This is a genomic window from Chryseolinea sp. T2 (genome assembly GCF_037203685.1).
In the GTDB taxonomy this organism is placed as follows: Bacteria; Bacteroidota; Bacteroidia; order Cytophagales; family Cyclobacteriaceae; genus Chryseolinea.
The window spans coordinates 155857-174101 of the sequence record NZ_JBBCAU010000011.1; the positions used below are offsets into that span (position 1 = coordinate 155857).

14 protein-coding genes are annotated in these 18245 nt (G+C 43.5%); 4 read left to right on the forward strand and 10 right to left on the reverse strand.

The window, feature by feature from the left end; all coding sequences use genetic code 11:
* Positions 1–2: 2 nt before the first annotated feature.
* The 8 genes from WBG78_RS28300 to WBG78_RS28335 all read right to left on the reverse strand — a co-directional run bounded on the left by WBG78_RS28300 (position 3) and on the right by WBG78_RS28335 (position 13043).
* Entirely contained in the window at positions 3–3410 is a 3408-nt protein-coding gene (locus tag WBG78_RS28300; RefSeq protein ID WP_337329899.1) for a SusC/RagA family TonB-linked outer membrane protein, read from the reverse strand.
* A 48-nt stretch (positions 3411–3458) separates the two neighbouring features.
* Positions 3459–4379, reverse strand: coding sequence for a PKD domain-containing protein (locus tag WBG78_RS28305; RefSeq protein WP_337329900.1), 921 nt, complete (start codon positions 4377–4379; stop codon positions 3459–3461).
* Positions 4380–4931: 552 nt separating this feature from the next.
* Positions 4932–6503 carry an FG-GAP repeat domain-containing protein gene (locus WBG78_RS28310; protein ID WP_337329901.1) on the reverse strand — a complete coding sequence of 524 codons (1572 nt, stop codon included), beginning with the start codon at positions 6501–6503 and terminating at the stop codon, positions 4932–4934.
* Between the two features lie 32 nt (positions 6504–6535).
* Positions 6536–7837 (reverse strand): hypothetical protein, encoded by a 1302-nt coding sequence (locus tag WBG78_RS28315; RefSeq protein WP_337329902.1) that lies wholly within the window; start codon positions 7835–7837, stop codon positions 6536–6538.
* Between the two features lie 101 nt (positions 7838–7938).
* On the reverse strand, positions 7939–9357 hold the full coding sequence (locus WBG78_RS28320) for a neutral/alkaline non-lysosomal ceramidase N-terminal domain-containing protein (RefSeq protein ID WP_337329903.1): 1419 nt from the start codon (positions 9355–9357) through the stop codon (positions 7939–7941).
* Entirely contained in the window at positions 9354–10412 is a 1059-nt protein-coding gene (locus WBG78_RS28325; RefSeq protein ID WP_337329904.1) for a polysaccharide deacetylase family protein, read from the reverse strand. The genes WBG78_RS28320 and WBG78_RS28325 overlap by 4 nt, the downstream gene beginning before the upstream one ends.
* Positions 10381–11370 (reverse strand): alpha/beta hydrolase, encoded by a 990-nt coding sequence (locus WBG78_RS28330; RefSeq protein WP_337329905.1) that lies wholly within the window; start codon positions 11368–11370, stop codon positions 10381–10383. Before WBG78_RS28330 ends, WBG78_RS28325 begins: the two co-directional genes overlap by 32 nt.
* A 113-nt stretch (positions 11371–11483) precedes the next feature.
* Entirely contained in the window at positions 11484–13043 is a 1560-nt protein-coding gene (locus WBG78_RS28335) for a hypothetical protein (protein WP_337329906.1), read from the reverse strand.
* 1231 nt (positions 13044–14274) lie between these two features.
* On the opposite strand from WBG78_RS28335, the gene WBG78_RS28340 reads away from it, so the two are divergent.
* Positions 14275–15630 carry a hypothetical protein gene (locus tag WBG78_RS28340; RefSeq protein ID WP_337329907.1) on the forward strand — a complete coding sequence of 452 codons (1356 nt, stop codon included), beginning with the start codon at positions 14275–14277 and terminating at the stop codon, positions 15628–15630.
* A 189-nt stretch (positions 15631–15819) separates the two neighbouring features.
* A complete protein-coding gene (locus WBG78_RS28345; RefSeq protein ID WP_337329908.1) occupies positions 15820–16194 on the forward strand; it encodes a hypothetical protein in 375 nt (124 codons plus the stop codon).
* Here the strand turns inward: WBG78_RS28345 and WBG78_RS28350 are convergent.
* On the reverse strand, positions 16191–16715 hold the full coding sequence (locus WBG78_RS28350) for a hypothetical protein (protein ID WP_337329909.1): 525 nt from the start codon (positions 16713–16715) through the stop codon (positions 16191–16193). The genes WBG78_RS28345 and WBG78_RS28350 overlap by 4 nt on opposite strands.
* Positions 16716–17010: 295 nt before the next feature.
* On the opposite strand from WBG78_RS28350, the gene WBG78_RS28355 reads away from it, so the two are divergent.
* Both WBG78_RS28355 and WBG78_RS28360 read left to right on the forward strand, forming a co-directional pair.
* Positions 17011–17256, forward strand: a complete 246-nt coding sequence (locus tag WBG78_RS28355; RefSeq protein WP_337329910.1) for a hypothetical protein — start codon at positions 17011–17013, stop codon at positions 17254–17256.
* Complete coding sequence (locus WBG78_RS28360) at positions 17243–17575, forward strand: hypothetical protein (protein WP_337329911.1); 333 nt, start codon at positions 17243–17245, stop codon at positions 17573–17575. The genes WBG78_RS28355 and WBG78_RS28360 overlap by 14 nt, the downstream gene beginning before the upstream one ends.
* On the opposite strand, the gene WBG78_RS28365 is transcribed toward WBG78_RS28360, so the two are convergent.
* Positions 17576–18238, reverse strand: a complete 663-nt coding sequence (locus tag WBG78_RS28365) for a HEPN domain-containing protein (RefSeq protein ID WP_337329912.1) — start codon at positions 18236–18238, stop codon at positions 17576–17578. It lies immediately after the preceding gene.
* Positions 18239–18245 lie beyond the last annotated feature (7 nt).

The following is an 18245-nucleotide window of genomic DNA, read 5'->3' on the forward strand; positions in this document are numbered from 1 at the left end:
TTTTAGAATGTAACACCCAGTTTAAAACCTACAGGGACCATCCACGGAGAAACGTTATAACGTTCTACGCCTTGATATAATCCATTACCTGAAGGCTGGAATGCACGTTCAGGATCGACGCCAAATCCACTCGCTGTCCATAACATGATGTTTCGGCTGTAAACCCCGATGTAGGCATTCTCCATCTTCAGCTTCTTTGTCAAAGCTGTTGGAATGTTGTAGCTCAGTGAAATTTCACGAAGCTTAATATAATCGGCATCATAAACCGCGTACGTACCTACAGCCCATGGATTGCTGGAACCCCATGGTTCAAAAATGGTTCCCGGGTTTCCGAGGTTTTCCTGGTACAAAGTAAAATGTCCATCCTCGTCCGTTTCACCGAACACGCCAGGGAAGAAAACGCCATCCTTATTGCCGGGGAATGCCATTACATCACTTTCCGGAAAGCCTCCCGTTTCAGGTGTAGGGCCACCAATAGGATAAACGCGTTCTGGATAAATTAAAGTGTTCGCATTCGCTACTACCCAATCGCGAAGTTCCTGACTTGCTTCACCACCCGATACGCCTGGAGTGACTACCTTGCTAGCCCACCATTCAGTAAGCATGTCATCATTCAGGTAGCGTGACGTCTGTGATACGAATTGCCCGCCATGACGCCAATCGAAGGTTGCGCTGAGTGAGAAGTTTTTCCAGGTAAGAGTGGTCTGCAACCCCATGATGAACTTAGGATTGTAGTTTCCAACCTTAGAATAGATGTTGGAGTTGGTCAACTCAGGATCATCATCAAAACTTCCTGTTAATGGATTTCCAGGAATAATCGGGTAATTATAGTAAGGTGATTCTTTGTCAGTAACCCTAAGCGTTTTGCGTGTGTATAAATTACCTGTCAACCCGTCGGCAATGGTACCATCCGGTAAAGTAGCTCCTTTTACATATCCTCTGTTCGCTACGTTGGCCTGGCTCCAGGGTTGAACATAGTCAATGTTTTCCGCCAGCTCCAATACCTTAGTTTCGTTTTTGGTAAAGTTCAGGTTAAGATCCCATGTCCAGTTGTTAGTTTGAATAGGGGTGCCGCCAATCACAATTTCAACGCCCCGGCTTTGGAGCAAACCTGCATTGATATTAACACTTCCAAACCCTGAGGACTGAGCAATCGGAACCTGGAAGATTTGGTTTTTGTCATCCATGTTGTAAACGGTTCCGTCAAAACGAATGCGGTTGTTAAATAACCTGGCTTCCACACCATATTCCTGCGAAGTAATTTGCTCCGGCAACAAGTTAGGGTTGAGCAATCCACTTTGCTTAGCCAACATGAGGGCTTCGCCCCACTGGCCTGCGTTGGTATAAACCTGGAGCAGGTTGTAGGGGTTGGTATCGTATCCCGTGCGTGCTACACCTGCCCTTACTTTTAGTAAGTCGACGTGATTAATGTTCACAAATTCATTGATCAAAACACTCAATGAAGCAGACGGATAGAAGAATGAACGGCTGGATGCTGGCAATGTACTGCTCCAGTCGTTACGTCCAGTCAAGTCAAGATAGATCGATTCTTTCCATGCCAGGTTGGCCGTACCATAAACGCTGTTGACGCCTTTTTCATAGCTGGCAGAAGAGTAGTTCAATGATGTGTTGGCAATATTGCTTAAGGTGTAAAGATTAGGGATTATCAACCCCGAACCAGGCTTTGATGAGTTGCTAACGTTCGACGATTTGCTATAACGAACGTTGCCCCCCACTGAAACATTCACTGAAAAATCACCAAAGGTGTCTCTGTAGGAAAGTAAGGCATCCGTATTACGTTCAAAGCTGTTGCTGTTGCTGATGCCGTAGGCTCCATTATGCGGTTCCTGCGAATAGCCCAATCCAATTTTTGATTCCCTTACTTCGTCCACTTTATCGATCATCATCCGCCCCATAAGAGAGATTTTTGGAGTAAACTCATATGTGGCCATCACATTGCCGTAAAGCTGATTGCGGTTAAAACCGTTATTTACATCATTGGCCAACATCCAGGGATTGTCGCTATCGCCAGGCACCACGTTTTTAATAGTATTTCCCTGACCGATGTCATAGTCTTTCAGGTCCATGATGTTAACATAAACAGGCGTGTAATAAGCCCATTGCAGCGGGTTTGTTCCCCGGTCGCCGGAAGGCCTGTTTTTAGACCAGCTGTTTGCATAGTTGATATCGGTGCTCACCGTAAACTTTTCGGTTGCCTTTGCTGATGCCGACAACGAGAGGTTGTTTCTGTTGATATCAGAATTGGGAATCAAACCTTTGTTGGTCATGTTGGTCAGGCCCAGACGAAGGTTCAAATACTTTCCACCACTGGAAACCTGTGCGGAGTTGGTGCTCGTGACAGCGTAGTCGTTGAGGAAATTTTTTACGTTGTTGGGATACGATTTCAACTCTGTAGGAATAGGTTGGCCGTTGGCATCCAAAGGCGAATTCCATTGCGCCGCCCAGTAGCCTTTGTTCAATTCTGCACCAACACCGAAAGGTGATATCAGAGCAGGAAATACCGTACTGCCATTTTGCTCTGGTGTCGTAATGATATAACCACCGTACTTGTGTTGTACACCTAAGTAACGTTGAGGTAAGTCAAAACTATTGTTGGTTGATAAGGATACTTTGAGACCCGAACCCGCTTTGGCTTTTTTGGTAGTGATGAGTATCACACCATTCGATGCACGTGAACCGTAAAGCGCAGTAGCACTCGCACCTTTCAGCACCGATACGCTTTCAATGCTTTCCGGATCAATATCAGAAATGGCATTTCCATAATCGACCGTGTTGTTACCGCTACCAAAGCCGCTTACGTTATTAGCGCTGTTGAAGAGGGGCACACCATCAACCACGTATAAGGGTTGGTTATCGTTGCTCAGCGATTTTGCGCCGCGGATAATCACACTTACCGTTGAACCGGCGCCTCCCGTCTCGTTTATCGTAACGCCAGCTACTTTTCCCTGCATGGAAGTCAGGAAGTTTTCCCGAGCCACTTTGGTGAATTCTGCGCCCTTCACTTTTGACACAGCATAACCAAGCGATTTTTCATCCCGTTCGATACCCAGGGCAGTAACCACTACTTCTCCGAGCTGAGTTGCATCGGCCACCATGGATACATCGATGGTAGTTCTCGTTCCTACCGTTATTTCCTGTGTTTCGGAACCGATGAATGAAAATATAAGCACGTCATTCTCGCCAGCAGAAATAGAGAACTTTCCTTCACTATCACTAGTGGTACCAGTCGTAGTTCCTTTCTTAACAATGTTCACACCGGGAACAGCCAAATTGTCGGCATCGATTACTGTTCCGGTAACAATTCGCTCCTGCGCAAAGGCGCTCGAGAACATCACCAGAAAAACGAAAACCAAACTTGTTCGCGTTAATCTTTCGTAGAGTCTTTTCATAAAGGTTAATAAATTCATTAGTCTATTCAATCTTTTCAGTAGACAGTCTTAGACTGCTTTAAACGTCATCACAAGCGCGTGCGAAGCCATGGGGTACTTGCCAGGAACGGCAGCTATGAAGATAACCACACGCATGCTTTTATCTGAGATGCTTTGCAGGATTACTTTGGTCTGAGCATCCAGAAAGCCGACATATCCCCCTCCGGTAAATGCGAGAGTACTTACGCCGGAGTAAGTCACGCCTGCAACGGACGGCACCGCGAAATCTTCTTCCTCAGTGTAGGTGAAGGTAGCGGTCGCGTCCGAAGTGTAGTTGACTGTACATAAGTCGTACACATCCGATACGCCCTTAATCGCCTTTACGCCGGATTTACCTGTTGCCAGAGCGTTCACGTAGCCTCCAAAGGCTTTGTTATCGCCGCTGGGAGCGCCGTTGGCGTCAGCTGCGTATTTGCCATCGAAATAGAAAGTGAACGTATCATCATAGGCTTCGGGATATCCAATGCTGCTAAAGACTCCGGTGCTAAGCGGCTGAACAGATGTGAAATCAGCATCCGCGAGCGCAAACTTGTCGCCACTTGGATGCGAACTGTCAATTTTCCAGGTCTTTCCGCTCGCAGCCGTAGGCCCGCCAGTTAGTAATATGTAGGGGGTCACATCGACTGCCAACTGAGCGGTCTTCTGATCAGTTCCGGTTTTGCCGGTCACACTCAAAGTCACTGTATAATAGCCTCCGCTTGCGTACACGTGCACGGGATCTTTCTCTGTACTCGTTTTCCCGTCCCCAAAATCCCATGAGTACGTATCCACACTGTGCGACAACGCGGTGAATGCTGCCTGCTTTCCAGCTACGCTATAAGAAAGTTCAACCGATGTTGGGAATTCCGAGACACCATCATCATCCGAGCACGCTAACAGAATCACGGCTAGCATGATGGCCGTATAAAATCTTTTGTATAGAATCTTCATTTCTTAGTGGTTTAATTATAAGCTATAATTTGATGGGTGAAATTTTACGAGGTATCATTTTAATCTCTGTTGCTCTTTGCCGTTCGATGGAGTTTCAACTCTATCTATGCTCGGGGGAACCCCTTCCGCTGTCGTGCTGCAAAAGGTATTGAATATTTTTCCGCTGCATAGTATTCAAATATTGTGTTATTGTGATCTATGCTGATCCATCGGAGTTCAGGCTTAATAATCTGCCTGATAAATCCGCCAGACTGAAGCCATGTATTCCGTAGAGATTGTTGGGTCTTAAAGGATTTTCTCTTTGAGTTTGAAAATATTTCTATTTCCATTGATATCAGCCAGTATTTGCGTCAAAAAAGCGTCTTTTTGCGCAAAGCTTGGAATGTTATTTAACCGGCTGTTAGTGAAGAACTTTCAAATTATTCGGTTCCATATTTGTTGTGCAGCCCCATGCTACCAACGAAATCATGGTCATTCTTTGTGGAAGGCGTCCTTTGAAAAGAACGCACGAGCTGTTTGGTTAAGATTTCAGTCTGAATTGTTTCCGTGCACTTATCGTTTTTGCTTGACTTTGTTTTCCAAAACGACCAGCGAAACGGCTTCTTTCAACCATCGCTTGTTTATACCCGTTACATCGCCCATAGGTAATATGCTGACGTTAGATCCTATCACAATATCCACGTCTCCATCTTTATCATAATCATTGGCGTCCATGGCAATCCATCTGCCTATTCCTACCGCAGCGAAAGTTGAAGCATTAAATCTCATATTACCCTGGTTTTGTAAATAGACGAACCCTTCTTCCTGAGCGTTCGCATAGTCGGGAAAATAGGATATGGCCGCAATATCAAGATCACCATCCTGGTCGTAATCTCTGGCTATTGCCTTGTAAGCCCCATTTAATTGGTGAAAAAAATGTTGCTTAAAAGTAAAGTCAGGCTGTCCCAGAAATATATAAATGCCATGATATTCTTTTAAGAAGGGTGTGTAATCGGCATTGTCTCCGCATGTATAAATGATATCCTTAACTCCGTCGTTATTGAAGTCGATGTAATCAAAGAATGTTGATCCATATAATGGTGAAAAACTCAATATCGATCGTGCCGGGTCAAATCCTTTTCCATTGTTATGGAGGTAAAATATTCCTTCATCTGCTTGCGCCATCAATGCTAGAATATCGGGCTTGCCGTCAGCATCGACATCGTCTATCACAACTTTAGTTGCACCTGGCTTTCCGACTAACGGATGAAACTCGTATTTGTCTTTCTTGTTTTCATACCAGCCCAGTGTTCCAGTATATGAACCAAACTCGCAGGCCACGATATCGTCAAGCCCGTCGCCATTCAGATCCTTGTAAACTATATTAACAGGTCTTTTGAGTTTGTCTAAAACAAAGTTGGTTTCAGTTGAAAGATTGTTAAGATCCCGCAAATGCAAGTGACTTACCCATCCATCTCTTGCATCCGTTGGGAATGAGCCCTTCCCGATAGTGGTAAGGGAGTACGATTCATCATTAAGTTTTGTGAATTGAATAGGCAGCGCGGTCATCTTGTATGACTGCACATTTTTTAAGTCTGCGTTTAGAATATTCAACGTATATGAGCGTCCATAGGTCGTGCCGAACGCGATTTGAGATGTCTCCGGTAAGATGGTGACAAAAGATGTTAAAGGCATTGGGGACGGTAGCCGGTAGGGTTTGTATTCAAAATTGGCGAGTCCAACAGGAATGGACGCACTTCTACTGGCGGGTATTGAGGCAGGCGCTCTGGAGATATAATAATCAACAATGCGCTCCCATTCCTCGTTTGATATACTTGGAGTAGATGGAAAGATATTCGCCGCTTTTACAACCTGACCGCCTTCACCAGGCTCAAACAGGTCTTCGGGGCGTTTATTGTTTTTATAGATTCCCATTCTATTTCCCATGGTGGGCAGCACATCTTCTTTCCATGATGATTTTGTCAGTTTCTCTGGCGGGACAAAGGCATGGCAGCTGGTACAGTATCGGGCAGCCAGCTGGGCTCCATCTTCTTTACTGGTGTCTGGTCGGGTTGCTTCGCTGGAGCGTTTACATGAAAGAATGCTTGTGAATAAAAACAGGAAATATATTTTCTTAATCACCATAGTATTCGTAAGATCAAAAAACCACTGGCTTATCAGAATACATGTATCGGATTCGAATAGACCCAGGGAACAAATTCGTCGTTCAGTTTAATGTGCATTTCAATCCTGTACACACCTTTCCTGATTTGTTCAGACCATTGATATTCGTATTGTCCTTCGGAAGAAGTGTCAACAACCTTTCCGTTATAAATAAGTCTGAACTGGCCCGGCAACGGAGAGACAACCTGAAAGGATTTTACCCGATTTAATTCGACCGAATCTCCGAGAATGCCACTAACTTTTCCTTCATTATTCTTCGAACAGAACATAAATCCTTTTGCATCACCAAGACTCTTAAAAGCGATGAAAAGATTTCCTTTCTTCAGGTGATTGCTGATGGAAGGCACCGACAGCGTGTCAGCAAATACATAGTTGGTGACATTATTGAAACTCCCTTCGTAAGTATCAATCATAAACTTGAATATCCAGCCATTTTCATCCGGCTCGTGAAATAGCCAGCGATTCAAAATGGAAGTCTCAACCGTATCAATCGGTTTTGCATTTGGGCCTACCCATTCGACTCGTCCATCTTGGAGGTAACGAGCTCTGAAATTCTGATTCTCGTGCGCGTCGACAGCAGAAAAGCCTACAATTGTTCTCCATTGGTTCAGTGAATCCCAGTGCGCAAGAATGGAAGTTTGTTCATCAAACGATTCGCGCATCGACCATTCTCTGTTTTTTGCACCACTTGCGATAAAGTTACCGATGAGAGGAAGTAATGATTCATCTTTTATATCGGTATGAATGCTATAAATTTCCATTCCCTGGTAGTAGGGATTGCGCCAATTATGATCTTCTTCGCTATGGGCGTAAAAAATTATTCCCCCATCCGAGACTATATTTTTAGCAACCGTGTCTTTATCTAAGCTCCAATCAATTACGGTAGAACGAAGTGGCCACGTGCAAAAGCCTTGCCTTTCCGTGCCTGGCTCAATCAGCACACCATCATAGTAACCCTGATAGCCGCGCGGAATTGTATCACTGTTACTGTGTGCATGATCGGTGAGGAATATAAAATCAATCCCCACTTTTTTTGCTGCCGGAATAATGTCCGATAGAGTTCCCTCGCTATCATGTGACCAAAAACTATGAGAATGAAGGGCGCCGCGATAAATATTAAGTTCGGTTAACGATTCTGGTTCTTTTCTAAGAGACTGGAAGGCCTTTATTTGTTTTTCAAGTTTTGGATACACGACCCACCTGTTCCACAACCCGGGTGAAAATAGAACCAGAAACAACAGCAATAGCAAACCTAATACAGAAAGCGAAAAGTATTTCAGTATCTTTTTTATCATAATGCGTTGCGGATATCAACTGTCCAGCGCGTTTGCGACATAAGTCTTTTGTTCATTTTGTAAGGATACTCAGTCAATACATTATCATTAGTTTGATACGCTTAAATGTTGTCCGTATTCGTAATGACTCTCGAAAGTTGTCGGATCAGGTCCATTGTATATTCCCCCATGTTTGGACCGAACCAGCCCATGAGTTTAGGTTCATACTCATCCAGGTAGAAATATCTGCCAGGGACGATATATCCTATATACCCACCATTAAAACTGGTCACATTTGCCTGATAACCATAGGCAGAAAGTGAGTTTTTTAACTGGAGTGCAAACTCGCCACTGAAGTCGCAGGGAGTTGTAATCCATATCATGTTTCCCATTCGTACGGCCTGCAAATACACATTTCCTGAATTAGGTAATAATGAATTACTCAATGGAGTAGCGAGATTAGTTTCTGTTGTCAACCTGATGTGATATTCTGGCAAATCTATTCTCAATGAGAGCGCAGAAAACTTTACCGTATCTTTTAAGACTATGCCAGGCAGGTGTTCGCTAAGACTGTCGGCCAGGGCTTCTCCTATAAATTTAGGTCTGTCAAATCCATCACCCTTACCTGTTGGACTTTGACTGCCCACCGAACCGGCAAAGAACAGTGCATAATCAGCTGATGTTTCTTCCACTTTCCGCTCCCAATACCCCGGATAGTCTGCACTGATTTGCATATTGTCTGATCCCATGGTGGTGGCGTGTGCGGAATAGGAACCAATAACCGCCTTCTTCTTTCCAATTTGCTGGAGGGTAATGAAACTAAAGTCATTATTTTTATTGCCAGACTCACCGATCAGACGATTACGCGTGTATTGTTCTACAGCAAAATTTCCGGTGCCGATTCGTGCGGGAGATAGGTCAGCAATGGCGGATGTAATCACTTTTGAAATTTGAAGAGCCAGCCATTTCTCTACGAGGTTATTTTCTTCTCCTGAAAACTGTTCTCCAATAAAGCCGGGACCCCAGGCTCCAACGCTGGAATGCGTGTGCGTTGCCGAATAGAATATCTGCTCGCGCGTAATTCCCTTTTTCGAAAGTATTAAAGTTACAGAATCAACAACATTGGGTGGCATGATGAGTAAATCGGATGCTACCAACACAATCGTTTGACGGCCCACTTTGATGGCAGCGGCCTTAACAAAAATACTATCGTGAATACCGGTAGCTGATTTGCCTTTTCGCCCGCCAAATCCGGCCAATGGAAGCTGAGTGAATTTGCCTTCAGCGTAGTTGTCTTCAGCTTCATTGAGTACGGGCGTAATGCTGACTTTCGCAAAGCCGGCATGAATCGAATCCGTGGTAACGACCATGGATTTTTTTATCGTATCAAGCCTGGCGATCGTTTCATTATAGTACCTTTCATTAAAATAGGTTTCTCTTTCAACAAATGAAGTACTGAAGTATAAAACCAAAAAGATGATGAGCAGGAAAACGCCCAAAATGATTCCGGCTCGTTTCAGGTATAGAATAACGCGCTTCATTTCTTGATCTTCGTTTCAAATCTTTTCATGATCTCTTTCCAGTTGGTAATAATGATACCTTCCTTCTGAAAGAATGCTGTAACTATTGGATCGGAAAATAATTCTGCTTCCCAGACTCTTTGCTGCCACGAGCCTGTGATAGATTTTAGATTATCGGTTTGCACCGAAGGGTGAAAAATAATCTCCGTTAGTCCCGGCTTTAAAGATTTTATCATGGTCAGGAATTTGTCGCGCTTTTGTTCGTACGTAGCGCCAGTTTCTACACTGGTGAAATTGTCCAATTTAGGCAACCGGTATTTGGCTGAGACGCTCATCATTTCTTCATCAAATGGAAAGCCCATTCGTCTAAATCGACTTACCACATCGGGATCAGACATGGAGGTAGCATTCGCTGGAATATTATATTCCTCCGCAATCTTATAAAAGGCTTTGGTGTATTCTACAGAACCATACAGGGTGCCCATGTGTGTATCTATGTGAGTAGGCCTGTATCCAAGGGCCAGGCATTTTTCAATCTGTGCGCGAATTTCTGTTTCCACCTCTTGTGCTGATGCGTGAACTACCACATCGGGTACTTCGTGCCATAGTTTTCCATCTGGATCTATTAGGCCGGGCACTTTTGCAGCATCGGTTACAGGAGGCCAACGGTACGTTTGCCACTCACTGGTTAAGGTAAGATGCAGACCAATCTCAGCTTCCGGATGAGTTTTTGCCCACTCAATAAATTCCACAGCATTCGGACAGGGCATCATCACGGCTGCCGACATTATGTTCTTGTTTTCTATATAGCGTATGGCGGCTGCGTTGGCTTCCGGGCACATACCGATATCGTCCATATGGAGAAGTAGTACTTTCTTCCCTTTCGGAAAATTCAGTTTCTCGGCCTGGGTTTTATTTTCCTTATTCGTTTTATCCGATTGCGCCAACACTGGCGGCGCCAATAGAATTGACGCCAACGTAACCATGCTAAGCACGGCAAAATGGAACGCACCTTTCGTTATTTGATTGAATAGAGTCATTCGTTTATTGCTTAAGATACTGGTCAAAAAATCCATTCATCTTTGGAATGGAATAGTCATACACCCGCTGCACCAGGATCATGGCGTGCGGCCACAATGGGAAACGATAGTCAACACAAGGAACTCCCAGACTATCCAATCGTTCTTTTAGCTGATCCGCCTGACTGTTAGGTACCAGTTCATCTGAGGTTCCCTGAATAGTCATGGTTGGTGGAGAGTTTTTATCTATGTATTGCAGAGGAGAAGCTTCCAGGTAAAGTTCTGGAGCTTCAGCATACGTTTTACCAATGAAGGAAATTGCTGTGGGGTGATTCCTGCCAAAGTCTGTAGTCAGATCAACGGGGCCAAAAAAATTAACAATCGCTTTTATGTGATGCTTGTTGGCAACCGTGTCCGGGCTTTCATTACCCCGCTTTTTTTCTTTCCAACCGTAGCCGGCCATCATAGCTAAATGTGCTCCTGCGGATGCTCCAACCAATGCAATACGATCGGGATCATAGCCATATTCGTCTCCGTGGTTGTAAAACCAGTTGACTACATCCGAAATATCTTCAACACATTGTGGGTATGGGCCGAACCGATAGGAAACAGTAGCGGTAATGTATCCCTCTTTAGTAAAGTCAATCATCAGGGGCAGCATGTCGGCCCGGTTACCCTTCTTCCAACCACCTCCATGTAAGAAAACTACGAGAGGTGCGGACCTATCCAGTTTTTTGGGTTTGCAGAAATCTAACTGAAGAGACTCGCCATTAATATTTTTATAATCTATGTTTTTAATATGATCTATATCTTCGGGCACAACAGGGGTCCTTTCAATCAAATCCTCGAGGCCAATCATTATAGCCAGATAGGAGGTTGCAAGGAAGTGATATCCAAGAGGAGGCTTTTCAGGCAACAACGCATCATAAGCTCTTGGTATGAGCATTATCAAACAACTTATTGCAAGCAAAATTAACAGCCCATAAGAAAAGCGTTTGATGAGTTTACGTTTCATGAATAGCTGATTTGCTTACTATCATTTTGACTTTCCGGAACTTGGCATTTGTTTTTTACTGGGCCCGACAAGGGCCCTCCAGAATTATCAATTATCAATTATCAATTGTCATCTCAGGGTTGATTCAATTCCTTTAGCAACTGCGTAATGCTTTGATGCAACAACGGTGCAGTTTCTGGTCCCAGAGAATTTACTTCTCCGTAGGGCCTACCAGTTTTTCCGTATGTAAACGGTGCCTCAGCGTCCCATTGACTTCGGGGAACAATATAACCGATCTCGTCATTAGCCAGGCCAAACACAAATTTATACTTGCCGGCCATCATCTCTCTCACCGGTGGCGTCTCCATTGGTTTAATTCCAAAGTCTCCGCCTTCAGGTGCTTCTACACCACCGTTAATAATTTCCGGATAGATTTCCCCCGGAATTGTTGTAAACGAAAGCGGCCCGATGTTGAAGACTGAAACTTCGGAACGCATGTTCATCCATCCGGTTACTCCCCGATCTAATGTGCCAATCATTGTTGCCAGTTGAAACAATTTATTAGCTACTGGAAAATAAACTGTTTTTACGATAAGTGAAGTTGCCGCTGAATCAATTTCTTCAAGCGGATGATCCATGGCATTCAAAGCAAGCAAGGCCAGGTGCTTGCCTTGTGCCTCCGTCTTTTCAAAAGTTGGTTCGTCATATTTTTGATCAGAAAATGGATCATTCACGGTTAGGCTGGGATGCGTGGTCATTAATCCTCCAATAGCACCGTTGATATAGACAGCTATTCCACCAATACCAGCCTTAACCAGACTGTCTCCCTTGTAAACTCCTTTCTCAACACCTTCCCGCACATAGTGAGGAAAGTCCGAAGAGATCAGCAAATTATCGCCCCACAATGTTTCAGGATGATCGGCCCAGGAAATTAATGAACCGAGTACGTTACCATTTTCTTTGTCGATGGCTTTGATAAGTCTCAAGCCTGAATCAAAAACTTCTGGCTGGCGCGTGTCTTTCACCAGAGGAATTGCGCCTGTGAGATCCTGAGAAATCGACAACCGGGCGGGGCGCATATTTTTCACAGCGGTCACTACAGACATTACGGCCTGATCTTTCACAAACTCCATGTACTGCTTGTTAATACCGCTCCTGAAAGGCGAGTCGCCCCAGATACCTACGAGATCAGGGCTTTCATGATCATGGGTAGATGCAATTATGGTATAGGTAACTCCTGCTTCTTTCGGTATGCGCGACCGGATATCTACAACATCATCATGCAAATAGCCAATGGCATCAAGTACAACGATGGCGATACGGGTTGTTCCGTCATCAATCACCATGGTCCTTGCCCAAAGGTCATCGTGAATTCCGTTGGCCGCTCTGCCACCACTAAATCCGGCTATCCAGAAGGCATCAAAAACACCATTGCCGTTGCCATCCTCAAAGGTGTCTCCGTCTTTTGTCCGATATTCAAAATCATTGTTTGCATCCGTCCAACGATCAGGAATTTCAGGTGTGATCTTCATGGCGGCAAATCCTGCGTTCAATGAAGAAGGATTGCTGGCCATAATTCGTAAATCTGCAGCGTAATCAGGATTGCGATCTTTCAAATTTGAATGGATCCAAATTGCTAACCCGACTATTGCGATCAGCAAGATCAATCCAATCGTTTTAAAGATTTTTTTCATCAACTAATTATTCAAAGGTTATATAAGTGTTAAGGTTGAGTAGGGCCTCTTGGATTTGGTCAGGAAACCTATTTTCTGAGAATGAAAGTTTTGTTTCGCTGATCGAAATCGAGCTACGGAATGTGTAAACTTTGCCTTTCAAGACGATTTACCTTTGCGTATTTCTTTGCGCATTCTGCGCATTTGTAAGAAATAGCCACGGTGCGGGTATGCTACAACAATACCGTCAGGAATGCCGCAGGCCTTCCTGGACGGGAGATACAAAGAATGGGCTAGGAAAGTAGCTTAGATTTTGTAGTCAGAGGGTCCGGGTATCGAACAATTTTCAAGTTCTCCAGTCAAGATTTAACGCTCGGGAGTTTTAATTGAGGGTGAGAGCGAAGAAAAAAACAGAGCGAGCCAACGCACCATTCTTGATGATTCTACACTCATAATGCTGAACACAATGGTTGATCCGATCGTAGCGAATGTGCCTTTGAAATGGAACAAGGCATAGTAACAATCATTGTGTGAAAGTACGTTCAAAGCCTGAACGTACTTTCATTAGGGTGATAGAAAACGCTCCCTCAAGAAGTCGCTGTTTTCTAAATCTGCAATGTTTTTTATACGCCTTCTAGTTCTTGTAAATGAATATGTATGCATTGCCAGCAGAAGCGGCATGATTCAAACTACTGCACTTTAAGCGAAAGCCGAGTATAATTTCTTTGTCAGGAAGTGAGGCATACAAGTCTCCGGTCTCCATGAACGCCGTCTTGCTCGCTCCACTCGCGCTGATTTGGAGTTCCGAGTTTGCTATAGCGACATTGTCCGTGATGTTAAATAATTCTACGAACGCTATATTATCCAGAATTGAATTCTTTGGTTAACGCGAAGGTACGAATATTGAACCTGACCTAATTTGGAGTTGGTGACATTCGTCCTTGAGTTAGTGGCACTCGTCGAAATTAAGAGTGAGGAACAGTGTGAGAGCAAAGAAAAAAACAGACTGAGGTTGTTCGCTCAAGCTGCGCTCTCGCTCTGACTTTTAATGAGGAACAGTGTGAGAGCGAAGAAAAAACAGAGTGAGTATGTTCGCTCAAGCTGCGCTCTCGCTCTCACTCTCACTCTGTTTTTTGTAGCCCCGGCAGTTCGGGTTAGAAAAATGGACTGCGATTCCATCCCGCTGGACCACATTTTTTAATTAAAAATTCTTCGTAGGGAGCATTTTACGGGGTACATAATCCCCAAAACAATGCCTAAAAATGTCCTTCCCTCATCGATTAAATCAACCAAATCATCACTTCGTTATTCACTGGTTCGAAACCGTGAATCTTCAACCGGACTGTATGCCGTGAAGATGCGTATTACTTACCCGTTTGGTATCACTGACATCCCTGTTCAAGTTAATGGTCAAGGGTTGAAGTGCAGAATCGGCGACCTCAATGACAACCGGTTTATTCCTTCGGTTGAAATCAATATCATGCTCCAACAGATTGCACTCAAAGCTCTGACCATTGCTGACGGACTTAGTCACAAAGTATCGGCAACCTACTTTTACGAGCAACTATTCTTGGTTAAGAAAAAGAAGGAGCAGCAGCTCAATCTATTTGACCTCTTCGGAAAGTTATACGATGACCCTCGTCTATCGGTCAAAACTCGTGGCGTGTTAATTAGGCTCTTTGAATTCCGTGAGCATTGTAAGCCAAGTGAGCGAGTTGAAGACCTGAACCTTCAGTGGCTGCTGTCGTTCTTCAAGTTCCTTCATGCAAGGGGCTACTATTTCCTCTCAACCAAAGGGTTCAATTATAAGGACTATGACCGTGCAATATTCTTCCGGGATAAACCAAGGCAGCAGTATATGCAGCAAACATTCAACAAGTACATCAGTGTTGTGAAAGGTATCACAGTTTCCAACATGCCCTATTCACTATATAAGAAAGGATTGATTAAGCGATTCGATGTAGATGAACTGAAGCTTTCGCTGTTCATGAAGTCAAAGAACCTTTCGGGAACAAGACTGCAACACAACCTCCGTAAGGAAGAGATTGACCACTTGCTCAACTTCGAGTTCGATGACGCTGACTTAGCAGTCGCAAGGGATATGTTTATAATGCAAACCTTTAGTGGAGGTCTAAGGGGGTTCAAGGAATATTCAACATTGAAGTTGCTCAAGTATTCTGCAACAGAGCAGGTGCTTTCATTCTACCAAGCCAAGGTGGATAAGACAATAATGAATCCAATGAATGCCTACACATTGGAAATTATTAGAAGATACCAAGGGAAGATTCCCAACATTACTGTGAGCAAGAATGTAGACCAGAACGAGCAGCACTACAGAGAGCGATTGAGGAAGGTTGGAATACTTTGTGGACTTGATAGGATGGTAAGTGTAGATAATTCCTTCCAGCCGATTCACGATGTATTCAATCCGTATTGGGCAAGAAAAACATTTGGAACGATTTGTTATCACCACCTCAACCTGCGCGAGAGTGAGATAGCCCTATTCACCGGTCACCTTATTCGCGGTCAGAGCGAACTTATGAATAGCTACGTTGAGACTGGAAGCATTGAGCATAAGAAACGCCTATTGGCTAATCTCAATTTTTAATTAAGAAAAATGATTTAATTAAAAAATGTTCTTTAATTAAAGGATATTTTTTAATTAAGAAAGGGTTGTGCCTGACTAGTTTAACCCTTTTTTATTGCCGTTCCTCGTCAGTAAGAGCAGATAGACGCAAACGATAATTTTAAGCAAAAAGAGTTTTCTTACTTAGGTTACAAACTTAATCCCGTTAATATGCATTTCGTTGACCCCTTGAAGTTTCCTTTTACAATTAGGCTTGTCGGTATTCCATATGTTCCTAATGGTATCTTTACAGCAACTAGTGAGGCTGATGTTCATCAGTTAAAGATACGGTTCAACTCTAACGTTCCTGCGCACACCAAGCTGGAAAAGAGTGTTCATAAATCCCTGATGAAAAGACTTGAGGGAATATTGCTAGAGAATGCAGGAAGAGAAACAAGAGAATTCACTATTGATTGGGATGATGTCAATAGAGCCTATTTTGAAGAGTATGTTGTCGACCTTAAGACGACTTGGCGCGTGTTACCGAGAAAGTACAAGATGGAGCTTCTTGAGTATCTTGGTTCAAGAACGGCTGAACACTTTTAGTTCTGCTGACTTGCCCACTGCAATACTTCAAGGCTTGCCTTTTCCTTCTGGACCGTCCACCATTCATGAAAGACTTGGAAGTCGACTTCTCTCCAAGTTTTTTTGCTGATGATTCGGGCTTGGGAGTATGGTAGATAGGTAACGATCTTATCCTTTTCGTAGGTTTGGTTCTTATCTGCCGGACATTTCAGTTCGAACCAATCGTAGTGGTCTGGATTTGGAGAGAGTGAGTAGAGCATGACAACCTCAGGATACTCCATAACAAAAAGCAAGTCCATACCTAACAGCTTGTTGACCGCCGAAAGCGAGTCGAATTTTTGCTTTTCAAGTAGTGCGCTGTCGTAGTGGATGCAGCTATTGTTTCTATCCTTGTGTTCCACGAGTTTGGTTGTTCCTGATAATATTAGTATTGCGTCCGCCGTAGCGTATTGGTACTGCATCTCAATCAAGTGCGTACCCTGAATGTTGGAGAAGTATCTGACAAAGAGATTCGCCAACGGGTTACTATTCTGTAACGTCATGAGTCAAAATATTTTAATTAAACAAGCTGATAATAAATAGTCCAATTTGTGGGTAAAGGCTCGTATTTATGAGTAGTCAGATTTTTTAATTAACAAAGCAAACGGAATCGGAACAGCCTCAACACGCTGTTCCCTTTCTTTTATCCCTTTTCTTCTCCCAAAGAGTATTTATAGGTGTATTTTCTTTAGTGAAAATTATTGGGTTTTTTTAATGGAGAGTCGGTGGTTTTGACCCTGCCGACTCTTTTTCTTTTTCACGGGTATTTAGAGATAGCATATTTAAGCTATTTCCGAAGTGAAACTCTCCAACATCTCAAAGTACAAATCAACGACTCTTGGCTTAATCCTTCTTGTTTTTGCCGGGTATATATTCATTACCAAGCACACTACGGACGTTTGGGTATTAGGGGCTATTTCCTTTGTGGGTTTGTCACTATTCTTCACTGGTGATGGTTTCATCAACAACCTTCAGAAACTCGTATTCGAGTTACTTGGTGTGAAGATTGACAACGAGAAGAAGAAAGAGGATGACGCTAAGTAAAATTAAATTAAAGTACAAGGAAGCCGATACGGACTACTGGTTGCTTCGAGGTAAGTTCAATATGTTCCATTATGTGCTTACCATGACGGAAGATTATAAGCTAATAGCCGACCTGTTAGGTAGCCTTCTGACGGCTGATGGAATGGACGATGATACGAATACCATTTACGTTAGCGACATATTCAAGACGGCAATCAATACCGGTGCACTGACGGACGAGCTTAAACATAAGCTTATGTATGCGCTTATTGAAGCCGATGTTCCGGTTGGTTCAATAAGGTGGATTGAGAGAAATCTTTTGGGTAAGAATAAGAAGTAATTAGTCTTTTGCTTTGGATAGGTAGTCTTCAAAGAAGAATTCAGCGAAGTTACCTAACAGTTGAAGCATTGTAGCTAAATCATTGATTTCGTCAGGGTGAGGGTCATAGTCAGATTTTGAGTGAACAAATTCGTGTCGAAGTTCATACATCTCTTCTAAAGCGCTTTCCCATTCTTCAAAAGTGTTGTTCCCTACTTCGTCGGCTTTCGGCATCTGTTTGTTGATGAAATTAATGAAATCAATCTTGGGTTTGACAAGGAGATTGAGATCGTCTGCTATGCTTTTTAGATTGGAGTAGTTTCGATAGTGTGAATACAGAAGGGTAGGTGTTGCGTCTTTAATGGATAGGAGCTTCGCTGCATCTTTTAGGGTAAGATTAATGGTAAGCAATTTATCCAGACCTTCGGGCGACCATGCATCTGCACGATGAACTATCGTGTCCTTTATATAGACCTCAAGACAGGTTATCGCATTAATGAAGAAGTTTTGTCGGACGATTCTATTGAGTCCTTCGTCTATGTCGTGGAATTTTGTTGTAACCTCCTGAGCTTTTCCAACTCCCTCAATAAATGCGTTGAAGGGTTTAGACTGTTGTTGGTAGCGTGCTATTTGCCTTTCAATTCTTACCTGAATGTCCCGGTTGTGCGTAATCTGCCTTATCATAACGGAG

Excerpts from the sequence above, each read along its gene's own strand:
- WBG78_RS28300 (WP_337329899.1), bottom strand. The coding sequence starts at position 3,410 with ATGAAAAGACTCTACGAAAGATTAACGCGAACAAGTTTGGTTTTCGTT.
- WBG78_RS28305 (WP_337329900.1), bottom strand. The coding sequence starts at position 4,379 with ATGAAGATTCTATACAAAAGATTTTATACGGCCATCATGCTAGCCGTG.
- WBG78_RS28310 (WP_337329901.1), bottom strand. The coding sequence starts at position 6,503 with ATGGTGATTAAGAAAATATATTTCCTGTTTTTATTCACAAGCATTCTT.
- WBG78_RS28315 (WP_337329902.1), bottom strand. The coding sequence starts at position 7,837 with ATGATAAAAAAGATACTGAAATACTTTTCGCTTTCTGTATTAGGTTTG.
- WBG78_RS28320 (WP_337329903.1), bottom strand. The coding sequence starts at position 9,357 with ATGAAGCGCGTTATTCTATACCTGAAACGAGCCGGAATCATTTTGGGC.
- WBG78_RS28325 (WP_337329904.1), bottom strand. The coding sequence starts at position 10,412 with ATGGATTTTTTGACCAGTATCTTAAGCAATAAACGAATGACTCTATTC.
- WBG78_RS28330 (WP_337329905.1), bottom strand. The coding sequence starts at position 11,370 with ATGAAACGTAAACTCATCAAACGCTTTTCTTATGGGCTGTTAATTTTG.
- WBG78_RS28335 (WP_337329906.1), bottom strand. The coding sequence starts at position 13,043 with ATGAAAAAAATCTTTAAAACGATTGGATTGATCTTGCTGATCGCAATA.
- WBG78_RS28340 (WP_337329907.1), top strand. The coding sequence starts at position 14,275 with ATGCCTAAAAATGTCCTTCCCTCATCGATTAAATCAACCAAATCATCA.
- WBG78_RS28345 (WP_337329908.1), top strand. The coding sequence starts at position 15,820 with ATGCATTTCGTTGACCCCTTGAAGTTTCCTTTTACAATTAGGCTTGTC.
- WBG78_RS28350 (WP_337329909.1), bottom strand. The coding sequence starts at position 16,715 with ATGACGTTACAGAATAGTAACCCGTTGGCGAATCTCTTTGTCAGATAC.
- WBG78_RS28360 (WP_337329911.1), top strand. The coding sequence starts at position 17,243 with ATGACGCTAAGTAAAATTAAATTAAAGTACAAGGAAGCCGATACGGAC.
- WBG78_RS28365 (WP_337329912.1), bottom strand. The coding sequence starts at position 18,238 with ATGATAAGGCAGATTACGCACAACCGGGACATTCAGGTAAGAATTGAA.